We start from the raw sequence: 12,379 nt of genomic DNA, 5'->3' as shown, positions 1-12,379 counted from the left end.
GACCATTAGCGCGGTCGACGCCTGCTCGTTCCGCGCTGGGCTTGCTTGCCCTGTCCAGACCAGCGCCGGGATCAGCCAGGATTCGCCAGCCAGCTTGCTCTCCTCTACTGGTTGACGCAAACCTGACGCGAGAGAGAACCCCAGATAGCCAGGCTTGCGCAAGCCTGCGTCAAAACAGTGCCGTCGACCATGTTGGTCCAGGCGGGGAAGGCGCTGCCCGTATAGTAGCTGGTGCAGTTTTCAGGATAGCACTGGCGTTCGGAGCCGCCAACTGTCGAGATGCGGATCGAGATGGCGTAAGGGGCATTGAGCCAGACGACTGCCCAGTTGGCCTGGCAGAGGGTCGAGTAATAATTATAGAGCTGGCCGATCCATGTACCTCCTCCCTGGGGGCCACCGGTCCAGATGTCGACCGTCGTGAGCGTGACTCCATTATTGGCGCTAGATTTGCCACAGGTTGTCGTGTATGGATCAGCTCCATAGCACTCTGCTCCCTGGCAGGGGGGTGGATAGTAATGAGGCTGAACGCTCTGATCGCTGCGAATGTGGGCTTGAGCATGCGCGGTAGGCGAAGCAAGCAGTGCGGGGAAAAGTATTGATAGGATGACTAGCAGGAAAGAGAGGGGGATAATCAGGTTACGCTGGAGAAATGGCATTGGTGAGAACCTCCCCAATCTTGCTTCATGTGGGATTCAGTTGAAGAGATCACTTGAAAAGTGATCTCTCTGATACTTTAGTATATACATGTTGATTTGTCAATCTCAGCTTTGAGAGGCTCATCGCTATCTTCCAGTATGTGGGGCAAAGGAAGAGAGAGGCGCCCGAGGCTGACGGTCACCTCCCCTTGACAATCCTTTCTGCCGAGTGCTATGCTGTACTTGCAGTCTCACAAAGAGACTGCTAGCACTTATTTTGGCCTCATTGATGCCTGAGCAACCCGGCGAAGAGTGGAGGGCCGGGGGGCGGGGTAGAGCCAGAGATAGGGGCCTGTGAGCCGATGTCCATCCCGCTGAGTCCACGCAAACAAGAGATCCTGAGAGCGCTGGTCGAGGAATACATCCACACAGGCATGCCAGTGGCCTCTGAGACGCTCGTACGCAAGTATGGCCTCAGATATAGCTCGGCCACGGTGCGGCACGAGCTGGCCGGCTTAGAGGAGGCAAAGCTGATCTATCAGCCGCATACCTCAGCAGGGCGAGTGCCGACCAACCAGGGCTATCGCTATTTCGTCGAGCATCTTATGGAGGAGTCGGCCCTCTCTTTAGAGGAGCAGCGACTGATCCGCCACCAGTTCTATCAGGTGCAGGATCAGCTCGACCAGTGGGTGCGTCTGACGGCCTCAGTTATGGCGCGGATGCTGCACAGCGCCGCCGTGATGACGCCGCCGCGGGCCAGCGTAGGGCAGCTCAAGCACTTTGAAGTTCTCTCGGTCTCCGATTATTCGGCTCATCTGGTCCTCGTAATGAGCGATGGCACAGTGAGGCAGCGGCGCCTGTTGCTGGAGACGCCTTACAAGCAAGAGGATCTGAGCGCCATCTCGACGCGTCTCAACAAGCTCTTCCAGGGAAAGAATGCTGCCGAAGTCATGGCGATCTTGGAGAAGCGAGGCTTCTCCCCGGTGGAGCAGCTGATCGGCACGGCCATCGCCCAATTGCTTGAGCAACACAGCCGTCTCGTCAGTGATCTCTTCTATCGTGAGGGTGTCCTCAACATTTTAGAGCCGCCTGATGGGCGAAGCCGGGCCGGTGATGAAGAGCGCCGTGAGCGTAGTCACCGCGCGCTGGAAGAGGAGCGGCGCGAGCGTGTCAACAAAGTGATCAAGGTGCTGGAAGAGAAGAGCTTTTTACCAGCCCTGGCCTCACACGTGCGCGAGTCCGATGGGGTACAGGTGATCATCGGTGGAGAGGATGAGTGGGATGAGATGAAGGATGTCAGTTTGGTTGTTGCTCGCTATGGGCGTGAGGATAAGCTCAGCGGCCTCTTGGGTGTAATTGGCCCCACACCCATGCAGTACGGGCGGGCGGTGGCGGTTGTCCGCTATATGGTTGAGCTGATGAACGATCTGCTGGAGCAGGGCTATGGCCTGTGAGCGGACGGCTGTAGCGTGCTATGGGGGGCCGCCACAATGGGCGGGTGACGAGTATACAGACAGGCGTGGGGTGCTGAAGCGGTGGGGATGGTTAGGTAGTTGGTTGATAGGGGTGGGCTGACAAGGTGGGGGAAGAGGGTTGCCAGCAGTCATCTTCACTGATTCCCTTTCACTGCCTGTGCTCGTTCGCAGCCCCGGCCCTGGCAGGTAGGAGCTGGGCCACCATCAGACTGTCGGTGTAGGCGAGTAGACCGAGTGATCGAGCTAGAACGGACAGGCGGCTCCTTGTGATCATCCTGCTGTTCTCTCCCCCGGCCAGCGCAGAAAATCTTGCGAGATTGTAGGAGGCAACTGTGCCACGAGTTATTGGCATTGATCTTGGGACGACGAACTCTTGTGTTGCTGTTATGGAAGGCGGCGAGCCGGTGGTGATCCCCAACGCCGAGGGCTCGCGCACGACGCCCTCTGTCTTTGCGGTGACGAAGAACGGCGAGCGGCTTGTCGGCGAGATGGCGAAACGGCAGGCCATTACAAACCCCGAGAATACCATTTATTCCATCAAGCGCTTCATGGGGCGCAAATACGATGACCCCGAGGTTGTGCGCGATCGCAGCCTCGTTCCCTATAAGGTGATCCGTGCCAGCAACGGCGACGCCTGGGTTGAGGTCCAGGGACGGCAGTACAGCCCGCCGGAGATCTCGGCCATGATCCTGCAGAAGCTCAAGACCGATGCGGAAGCCTATCTCGGTGAGCGCGTGACACAGGCGGTCATCACAGTGCCAGCCTACTTCAACGATGCCCAGCGTCAGGCGACGCGCGACGCGGGACGCATCGCCGGCCTGGAGGTTCTGCGCATTATCAATGAGCCGACGGCGGCCTCGCTGGCCTACGGCCTGGATAAGAAGAAGGATGAGCGTATCGCCGTCTACGATCTGGGTGGGGGAACCTTCGATATCTCACTGCTGGAGCTTGGCGATGGCGTCTTCGAGGTCAAAAGCACCAATGGTGATACCCATCTGGGAGGTGATGACTTCGATCAGCGCATCATCAACTGGATGGCCGAGGAGTTCCAGAAGGAGCATGGCATCGATCTGCGCCAGGACCGTATGGCCCTGCAGCGCTTGAAGGAGGCTGCCGAGCGCGCCAAGAAGGAGCTGTCCAGCTCGCTGCAGACGGAGATCAATCTGCCCTTCATTACTGCCGATGCCAGTGGCCCCAAGCATCTGATGGTGACCTTGACACGCGCCAAGCTGGAGCAGCTGGTGGAGGACCTGATTGAGCGCTCGCGCGGGCCGGTAATGCAGGCCCTGGCCGATGCCGGCGTGCGCCCCAGCGATATCCAGGAAGTGGTCCTGGTCGGTGGCCAGACGCGTATGCCTGCAGTTCAGGCACTGGTGCGCCGGATCTTCGATCGTGAACCGCATCGTGGAGTCAATCCCGATGAGGTGGTGGCTGTGGGGGCCGCCATCCAGGCTGCCGTTTTGACCGGCGATATTAAGGATGTGTTGCTGCTCGATGTCACACCGCTCTCGCTGGGTATCGAGACTATGGGCGGCATTTTTACCCGCTTGATCGAGCGCAATACGACTATCCCAACGCGCAAGAGCCAGATCTTCTCTACCGCCAGCGACAATCAGCCGAGCGTCGAAATTAATGTGCTGCAGGGCGAGCGTGAGTTTGCCAAGGATAACCGCTCCCTGGGGAGCTTCATCCTCGATGGGATTCCGCCTGCTCCTCGTGGCGTGCCACAGATCGAGGTGACTTTCGATATCGATGCCAACGGTATTGTCAATGTCTCGGCTCGCGATAAAGGCACCGGGCGCCAGCAGAAGATTACGATTATGCCCTCCAGTGGCCTCTCTCAGGAGCAGATCGAGCGTATGATTCGCGAGGCCGAGGAGCACGCGGCGGAGGATCGCCGGCGCAAGGAGGAGGTCGAGGAGCGTAACCAGGCCGATAGCGCCGCCTATCGCGCTGAGAAGAGCCTGGCCGACCTGGGCGAAAAGCTCTCTCCTGAACAGCGCAGCGAGCTGGAGACCAAAATTGCTGAGGTACGCGCTGCTTTGGAGGGTGATGATATCGCGCGCGTCAAGGCTGCGCGCGAGGCGCTCGAGCAGAGCTTCTATCGTGTCAGTGAAGCCCTCTATCGTCAGGCGGAGAGCACCGATGGCTCTTCCTCTACTACCACAAGCGATGGGGATGGCCAGTCGCAGGGAACAACGCAGGACGATACCATCGAGGGCGAGTACAAGGAAATGTAGTTCTCTGACGTTAAAAGGACCTGTCGATGCCTGCTGGTAAACGAGATTACTACGAAGTTCTGGGTGTATCGCGCCACGCAAGCGAGGAGGAAATTAAGAAAGCGTTCCGCCGCCTTGCCAAGCAGTATCACCCGGACGCCAACAAGGAGCCAGGCGCTGAAGCACGCTTCATTGAGATCAATGAGGCGTACGAGGTTCTGAGCGATCCGCAGAAACGCGCGGCCTACGATCGCTATGGCCATGCCGGGGTCGGCAATGGCAGCGGAGCTGGTTTTGGCGGGTTCGGCGGTTTCAGCGACTTCGGCTCATTTACGACGCTCAACGACATCTTCGAGACCTTCTTCGCTGGAACGGCAGGTTCGCAGCGCCGAACGGGACCGCAGCGGGGCGCTGATATTCGCTATGAGCTGACGATTACCTTCGAAGAGGCCGTTTTCGGTTGTCAGAAGGAGATCGAGCTGCCTCGCTGGGAGACCTGCCCTCATTGCCACGGGAGCGGCGCTCAGCCAGGCACTTCGACAGCTCGCTGCTCCTCCTGCGGCGGTACTGGCGAGATTCGACGCGTGCAACAGTCGATCTTTGGCCAGTTTGTCAATGTGACCGTCTGTGAGCGTTGCCGTGGTGAGGGGCGGGTGATCACAACGCCTTGCGAGAAGTGTCGTGGCCAGGGGCGCGTGCGCAATAATCGCCGCGTGGTGGTCAATATCCCTGCCGGCGTGGACGATGGGATCAATGTGCGCGTGACTGGTGAGGGTGAGGTCAGCGCTCGTGGCGGTACGCCAGGCAACCTCTATGTGATTCTGACCGTTAAGCCTCATCCCTTCTTTAAGCGCCAGGGCAACGATATTATCTACGAGCTGCCGATCAGCTTTACGCAGGCGGCTCTCGGAGACGAGGTCGAGGTGCCAACGATCGACGGCAAGACGGCCACGCTCAAGATCCCGCCTGGCACGCAGAGCGGTCGCTCTTTCCGCCTGAAAGGCCTGGGCGTCCCGGTGGTTCACAGTAGTGCGCGTGGCGATCAGCATGTGATCGTGAAGGTCGTTACTCCTACGAACCTGACGCCCGAGATGCGTCGCCTCCTCGAAGAGTTCGCTCGCCTGGAGCGTGAGCAGAGCGAGCAGAACGATAAGAACATCTTTCGCAATCTCTTCGAGAAGACGAAGGACGTCTTTCAGTGATCCTTGATGCGGCGCTTGCGCTCGAAGGTCGTCGTCGGCAGGCCAGGGAGGAGAGGGTGGGGTAGATCCTCCTCTCTGCCCTCCCTTCCAATGGGCCTCTGAGGCCGGCCTGGCTCGGTTCACAGCGAAGAGAGTGCGGCGAAAGCCTGGGGTGTGCTGGCCTCTCTCGTCGGGGCTGGTGTGGGGCAAGGAGCAAACTCGGCCAGCACGGGCAAGTGATCACTGGCCTGGGACCCTTTGATGCCATTGCCTTCCTGCACGACCTGGCAGGCGCGTAGCCGCGGGGCTAGCTCGGGGCTGGCAAAGATGAAGTCGATCCTGCCCGCGGGCATGAGCGCTGGACAGGTGAAGCCCGGCTCGTGGGGGTGCAGGTGGCGGAAGCAGTCGAGGTAGCCTGCACGCCGTAGCAAAGAGATGCTCTTGCGCGGCACATAAAGACCGGCCAGGGCATCGATGAACCAGAGTGCTGGCCGATTGCGCGAGAGATGCGCGAGAAGGGGTTGCAGAGGACGCAGGCGATCGGGCAGCACATAGGCAAGATGGGGATGGCCATCGCGCTCATGGCCCTCTCCGCTGGGCAGGGTCTGATCCAGGTAAAGCACATAGCGCAGGAGCGCGCTGGCTCGCAGCGCCTCACCAGGCGCCAGGGCATTGAAGTCTCCCATGAGCAGATGAGGCTGACCATGTGCGGCGGCCATGATAGCCAGGATAGCCTCAACCTCACGCTGCCGCAGATGCTCTGCGGCCCGCCCTTTGTGAAAGCTGGCAATCAGGTGGGCTACAAAGACGGTCAGCTCGTTCCCATCCTCCTCGCGCACATGCACCTCTAGCACTGGACGAGTCAGCACTCCTGGCCGTACATGAACCCGGCTGGCAAGGACTGGTAGCCTGGTGAGGCAGGCCACCTGAAACTCATCGCCCGCCGTCGGATGGTCTCCCCGAATCAAGGTCATCTCCAGACGCTCCGCCAGTTCCTCGACGACAGCTTTCTCGGTCTCCCTGCGTGGATTCAGTCCCTCGGGCAGCCCAACAATATCAGGCTGAACGGCGCTGATCAGGCGGGCCAGTGGCTCTGTGCGCCGATCCTCTCCAGGACAGGGAGTCATACCACCGGCCAGAATATTATAAGAGAGTACGCGTGTCATCTTCGTCGGTTTCAGTGTTTTTTGCGCTTTGCGGAACCTGCAAAGCAATCATGAAATGGTTCGCTCGTCGTCGTCCTGTGCTCCCCGCCGGCGAACGGCAGCGGAGCGCACAGCGGGTGATCATGCTCTGCTCTCAGCCGCACGATCACTCGCAATTTAAAACGGTTTGACCGGGACGAAAAGCACGGTCTGCTGCTAACTGTCTCCTGTATGCTTCCCTCTTCTGAGCGGCGAGCGAACGGACTTGCGGCAGCGGCTGGCAAGGAGACGATTGAAAGGGAGGGGAGACGGGACGCGTCGACTTACGGAGGACAGCGCACCGCCGATGCAGCAAAGAAGAGAGGATGTAAAACGCCAAAGGGGAGCAAGCAACCGTCATCCCGCTGTTGCGGCTGCTTGCTCCCCTTGTAGCGAGTGCTGGCTGGTAGGGGGTGCTTTTCAGTGCCAGGTTACGCGCTCCAGCAAGTAGGCTGGCAGCTCCTCGATGGCCACACGCACCTGAGTCATCGTATCGCGGTCACGCACCGTTACCGTCTTATCCTCCAGGGACTGGAAATCGACGGTGACGCAGTAAGGCGTGCCGATCTCATCCTGGCGTCGATAGAGGCGCCCGATGCTGCCTGTATCGTCATATTGAGCCACCATCAGCCGGCGCAGGCGCTCGTAGATCCCACGGGCCAGCTTCACCAGCTCCTCGTTGTTGCGCTTCAGTGGGAAGACGGCCACCTTCACCGGAGCGAGCATTGGGTGCAGATGAAGCACGGTGCGCGTTTCGCCGCTCTTGCCCTGGGGATCGGGCTGTTCCTCATAGGCATCCAGCAGCAGGTAGAGGAAGGTGCGATCGACGCCACCGGAGGTCTCCACGATCCAGGGGATGTAGCGCTCCTTGGTCACCTCATCGACATAGCTCAGGTCCTCGCCGCTATACTGGCTGTGGCGCGAGAGATCCCAATCCTGACGCCAGTGGATGCCCTCCCACTCCTGCCAGCCGAGGATCGTCTGATACTCGATGTCGAAAGCCTGGCGGGCATAGTGGGCCAGCTCGTCGGGGCCATGTTCGCGCAGGCGTAGACGATCCTTGTGGTTGATCAAGCCGCGGTACCACTCGAAGCGGCGCTGTTTCCAATAGTCGAACCACTGCTGCATCTCGCTCGGGTGGACGAAGAACTGCAGGTCCCACTGCTCAAACTCGCGCTGGCGGAAGAGAAAGTTACCGGGAGTTACCTCGTTGCGGAAAGCCTTCCCGATCTGGCAGATCCCAAAGGGAATCTTCATGCGTGAAGACTTGACGACGTTCATGAAATCCAGATAGATATTCTGGCAAGCCTCGCCGCGCAGGTAAGTCTTCACGCGGTCGTCTTCGACCACGCCGAGGTAGGTTTCCATCAACAGGTTAAAGGTCCGTGGCTCCATCAGCTCGCCGCCATCGTTGGGGCACTTGCGCTGCTCCAGGTTCTCGGGTGGGAGGTGATCGACGCGGAAACGCTTCTTACAGGTCTTGCACTCGACCAAGCGATCAACAAAGTTCTCGACATGGCCGCTGGCCTCCCAGACGCGAGGATGGGTGAGAATAGCACCCTCGATCCCCACGACATTATCCTGCGTCTGAACCATCGACCACCACCAGTAGCGGCGGATGTTATTGCGCAATTCGACGCCCAGAGGACCGAAGTCGTAGACGCCCGAGATGCCACCGTAGATTTCCGAGTTAGGGTACACGAAGCCGCGCCGCTTACAGAGCGAGACAATCTTGTCAAGAGGAACAAAGGCTGTGTCGCTAGTCTGTTGCTGTTCAAGCTGGGTCATAGGCGAGTGGTCTCCTTCTCTGCAATAAAAATCGCCCCAGGCGTTCACAAACGCCAGGGACGAATATCGCCAATGTAAGCCGCCCGGGGCTGACCTCTCTCTGGCGATATGCGCGGTTCCACCCTGCTTCTTCGCGCTCCTCGTCCCTACCTGCCATCAGAAGGCAAAGAAGGACCGCAGCGCGAAGCCACTCATTGTTGACATACCGGCTCCGAAGCGCCCTTCACCGGTTCTGGATTGCCGGCCTTCCACCAACCGCCGGCTCGCTGTTACCCTCGACCGGTTACTCCTCTTCATCATCGCCGGTCTCGTTGTTCAGTTGGTCTACCTGTCCAGTCGCTTAATCGAATTGCTCTGTTATCCTCAGAGCTTCTGTGTGTCTGTAGTATAGCAGGGTGCGTCTGGCGGTGCAAGAGGGCAGAACCGAACGGACCAGACGCTACCTGTCAAGGCCCCTGCCTGCCCGGTGCTAGCTAGCTGACAGACAGACGGGCTGGCTGCCTGGCATTCACCCCTCTGGCTCTGGCTGCTCGGGGCCGATTTCCTTCCCCTCAGATAACTGGCCCTGCTTGCCCCCTTCCTTCTTTCGTGCTACAATGAAACCATGAAACAAAATGGCTGTGCAGAGTCTCCTGGGCAGAAGAAAGTCCTTCATGTTGAGCAGCACCGTAGTCTGTTTTCTGGTAGCGCGTTAGAGAAAGGTTGAAATGGGCAAGAGAAACGTGGAGGTTGATCCTGAGATTCAAGAAGAGATAGAGGCATTTGCAAGTCGGTATCCATTTCCTCTTGACACCTTTCAGAAAGAAGCCATAGTACACCTCGCGCGGGGACGATCGGTGCTGGTGGCGGCTCCGACGGGAACAGGGAAAACGCTGGTGGCCGAGTATGCCATCTGGAAAGCCTGGCAGCGAGGTGCGCGCGTCATCTACACCACCCCCTTGAAGGCGCTCTCTAATCAGAAGTTCCGTGATTTACGAGCCACCTATGGGCCGGAGGCGGTCGGTCTCGTCACTGGGGACATTGTGGAGCGGAGTCGGGCGGCGATTGTTATTATGACGACCGAAGTCTATCGCAACATGCTCCTGGAAGAGGGGGCTGAGGACGGCCCTTCCTCGCTGACCGATGTGGCCTATGTTGTCTTTGATGAGCTGCATTATCTCAGCGATCCTGAGCGTGGTCCCGTCTGGGAGGAGGCCATCATCTGCTCACCTCCTCATGTACAGCTTGTCGGTCTCTCGGCGACGGTCAGCAATGCCCAGGAACTGGCCGATTGGATCAGTCGCGTACACCGCCCTGTGGCCCTGGTTATGCACGAAGAGCGAGCTGTGCCTCTGGAGCATTACTACTTTCTCGATGGCAAGTTGCATCTTGTCCAGGACGCGGCAGGACGGCGTGTAGAGCGCTTTCCCAAGATTGGGGGTGAGGCGCGTCTGGCGCGGCGCTCTACTTTCATGCGGGATTGGGAGGGAGCTGAGGAGGAGGAGCAGGAGGAGAGAGCAGCTTCCGGGACCGCTGCCGGCGAGGGGCAAGAAGCTACCTCCGTGGCCACAGCGACGGAAGCTGCGATCTATGACCATGATCAGGAAAAAGCTCGCTCTAAGCACAAGCGGGCGCGTCCGCCGTTCCGACGGGCGCCCGAGCCGGGCGAGGTGTTAACAGCCCTCCGCGATGCTGATCTCCTGCCGTGTCTCTACTTTCTCCCGGGGCGGCGAGCCGTTGAGGAGGCAGCGATGAGCGCAGCGCGCCATCTCTTCACCACGCCGCAGGAGCAGGAACGCATCCACGAGGAGATTAGCGTCTGGCTAGGGCAGCTGCCGCCCGAGGACCGTAATTTGCAGCAGGTGCATGCGCTGGTCAACCTCTTGCCCCGTGGTTTAGCTTTTCACCATGCCGGTCTACTGCCGGGCCTGAAGGTGCTGGTGGAGACCCTCTTTGCTCAGGGCCATCTGCGGGCGGTCTTTGCCACCGATACGCTGGCTCTGGGTATCAACATGCCTGCTCGCTCCGTGGTAGTGGGAAGCCTGAGCAAGTTTGACGGCGTAGAGATGCGCCTCCTGACCCCGAACGAGTACCGCCAGCTGACCGGGCGAGCGGGTAGACGTGGCATGGATGTGCGCGGAGCAGCGGTCATACCGTACTCTCCCTGGGAGCCGTTTGAGGAGGCCTTTGCCCGTATCACGGATGAGCTTCATCCGGTCTACAGCTCTTTCGTGATTCGTTACAACTCGATTCTCAACCTCTGGCGCGAAGGGGATATCGGGCATCTGCGGCGCATCTGCGCCTCTAGCCTGCGCGAATATCAGCGCTATCGGGCCTGGGAGGAACAGGGGCTCCGCCTCGTTCAGCAAGTAGAGCGCCAGCTCCGTAAGGGGCGCAAGGTCAGCCCCAAAAAGCTCAAGGCTGCAGAAGAGACAGCGCGCGCCCTGGAGCGGAGTCAGCGGCGACGTGGCCAGCTCCAGCTGAGTCGTGAGGGGAAGGAAGAGCTGGAGGGCACGGTCTTTGTACTGCGCGCCTTGGGTTATATTGGGCACGACGACCGGCTGACCCTGCGCGGGCGCCTGCTGCGCAGTATCTTCCATCCGGCGGGCATCCTCATTGTCGAGCTGATCATGGATGGCATCCTGGATGAACTGACGCCCGCCGAACTGGCGGAAGTCTGTAGCTGGTTCACCTTTGACAACGACCGGCGCCTCTACAATCGCCATGTCCTCAACTCGCGGCTGAAGGAAGTGCGGCGCGAACTCAAGCAGGTCGAGAAGCGAGTCTGTGAGATGGAGGAGATAGCCGGGCTATCCCTGACGCCGCGCATCGTTCCCGAGTTTCACGGCGTGGCCCTCTCCTGGGCACGTGGAATGTCTCTCAACGGACTCTTGCGGCGCATCGATCTGGCCGAGGGCGATATTCTGATGTTACTCAATCAGACCATCGACCTGTTGCAGCAGGTGCAGGGAGCGATTGGCCAGCTGCTGGATGCACGCGACCTCTGGTCTGCAGTGCTGAGCTGGCCTGACGACGGCGCTGGTCTCAGCCGCAATACCCTCAAGCAGGTGCGGCGTCAGCTCGCCGAGCTGCAAGAGCAACACGAGCGTCTCTCGCGTCTGCGTCCCTTATTCGCCCAGGCCAGTGCCTTGCTAATGCGGGGCATCATCCTGCAAAGTCGCACGGTGCCCTCGATGGTAGCACGCATCAATGGGGAAGAGCTGCCGCTGGATGCCGAAGAAGATAGCGATCCTCACGAGGCTCTTCAGGATCTGATCGAAGAGGCTTAGGCAAGGGCCAACGGGGGATAGGCACAGCCGGGCGCAGCCCGTTATGAGCGCTCTTGCCGCAGGCAGGTGGGAGGTGGGTGGCAGAATGGATAGAGAGCCAGGATGAGCCACGCGGCCAGGCGTCTCGCAGCTCTGTCCGGGGCTATACACCGGCTCTCTTCTGAAGAAGGCGCGGGCCCGTGTAGTCGCTACAGCGGTCGGGCGCGCTCGCCAATTCTTTCTCGTAGGTACCTGTTGGCTATTGACTTTTAGCAAAGTAAAGTGTATAAATATATGACGATTTGAAATGGGTTTGCTCGGCAAGTTTGTGGATAAAGGGTCTGGCTCCATCATGTCTTTGATCGACTTGCAGTTATTAATTACTCTCCCCTTATGGAGGGTAGACTGTTCATTCTACAGGTGGGGTGGACCTGGTGTCTTGCCCGAGGAAGAAGATTTTTTCCTCACCCCTGGAAACAGGGGTGGGGAATTTTTTTATAGCCTCAGCCGGGGCAGACCTCATCTCGTGAGCAAACAAGGAGGAAGCTCTCGCTCGCTCCGTTTCATCGTTCCCAGCTGAAAGGAATGGAGCACTGACAAACGTATGACCAGTCAACAGGTTGTGCTGAAAGGCTAGCTGGAGGACAGC

At 59.3% G+C, this 12,379-nt stretch carries 7 protein-coding genes; 4 read left to right on the top strand and 3 right to left on the bottom strand.

Going from position 1 to position 12,379, the window contains the following annotated elements:
* Nucleotides 1-104 precede the first annotated feature (104 nt).
* A complete protein-coding gene (locus KTAU_RS05475) occupies nt 105-656 on the bottom strand; it encodes a hypothetical protein (RefSeq protein ID WP_151727381.1) in 552 nt (183 codons plus the stop codon).
* A gap of 341 nt (nt 657-997) precedes the next feature.
* Between KTAU_RS05475 and hrcA the strand changes: the two genes are divergently transcribed.
* The 3 genes from hrcA to dnaJ all read left to right on the top strand — a co-directional run bounded on the left by hrcA (nt 998) and on the right by dnaJ (nt 5,531).
* Nucleotides 998-2,089 (top strand): heat-inducible transcriptional repressor HrcA, encoded by a 1,092-nt coding sequence (gene hrcA, locus KTAU_RS05470; protein WP_151727380.1) that lies wholly within the window; start codon nt 998-1,000, stop codon nt 2,087-2,089.
* Nucleotides 2,090-2,442: 353 nt separating this feature from the next.
* Nucleotides 2,443-4,350, top strand: coding sequence for a molecular chaperone DnaK (dnaK, locus tag KTAU_RS05465; RefSeq protein ID WP_151727379.1), 1,908 nt, complete (start codon nt 2,443-2,445; stop codon nt 4,348-4,350).
* Nucleotides 4,351-4,376: 26 nt separating this feature from the next.
* Nucleotides 4,377-5,531 carry a molecular chaperone DnaJ gene (gene dnaJ, locus KTAU_RS05460; protein ID WP_112429644.1) on the top strand — a complete coding sequence of 385 codons (1,155 nt, stop codon included), beginning with the start codon at nt 4,377-4,379 and terminating at the stop codon, nt 5,529-5,531.
* 119 nt (nt 5,532-5,650) lie between these two features.
* Here the strand turns inward: dnaJ and KTAU_RS05455 are convergent, their stop codons facing one another.
* Nucleotides 5,651-6,676, bottom strand: a complete 1,026-nt coding sequence (locus KTAU_RS05455) for an endonuclease/exonuclease/phosphatase family protein (RefSeq protein ID WP_151727378.1) — start codon at nt 6,674-6,676, stop codon at nt 5,651-5,653.
* Nucleotides 6,677-7,114: 438 nt separating this feature from the next.
* The gene (locus KTAU_RS05450) at nt 7,115-8,482 is read right to left on the bottom strand and encodes a glycine--tRNA ligase (protein ID WP_112429639.1); all 1,368 of its coding nucleotides are present in this window, start codon (nt 8,480-8,482) and stop codon (nt 7,115-7,117) included.
* A gap of 707 nt (nt 8,483-9,189) precedes the next feature.
* Here KTAU_RS05450 and KTAU_RS05445 point away from each other — a divergent pair.
* Entirely contained in the window at nt 9,190-11,751 is a 2,562-nt protein-coding gene (locus KTAU_RS05445) for a DEAD/DEAH box helicase (RefSeq protein ID WP_151727377.1), read from the top strand.
* The last annotated feature ends 628 nt before the right edge of the window (nt 11,752-12,379 follow it).

The organism is Thermogemmatispora aurantia, from assembly GCF_008974285.1.
Classification (GTDB): Bacteria; Chloroflexota; Ktedonobacteria; order Ktedonobacterales; family Ktedonobacteraceae; genus Thermogemmatispora; species Thermogemmatispora aurantia.
The sequence above is the reverse complement of the archived record's forward strand: the minus strand, read 5'-3'. Positions and strand labels throughout refer to the sequence as shown.

What these genes read in the sequence shown, in the direction of transcription:
- KTAU_RS05475 (WP_151727381.1), bottom strand. Translation starts at nt 656, where the DNA reads ATGCCATTTCTCCAGCGTAACCTGATTATCCCCCTCTCTTTCCTGCTA.
- dnaJ (WP_112429644.1), top strand. Translation starts at nt 4,377, where the DNA reads ATGCCTGCTGGTAAACGAGATTACTACGAAGTTCTGGGTGTATCGCGC.
- KTAU_RS05445 (WP_151727377.1), top strand. Translation starts at nt 9,190, where the DNA reads ATGGGCAAGAGAAACGTGGAGGTTGATCCTGAGATTCAAGAAGAGATA.
- KTAU_RS05455 (WP_151727378.1), bottom strand. Translation starts at nt 6,676, where the DNA reads ATGACACGCGTACTCTCTTATAATATTCTGGCCGGTGGTATGACTCCC.
- hrcA (WP_151727380.1), top strand. Translation starts at nt 998, where the DNA reads ATGTCCATCCCGCTGAGTCCACGCAAACAAGAGATCCTGAGAGCGCTG.
- KTAU_RS05450 (WP_112429639.1), bottom strand. Translation starts at nt 8,482, where the DNA reads ATGACCCAGCTTGAACAGCAACAGACTAGCGACACAGCCTTTGTTCCT.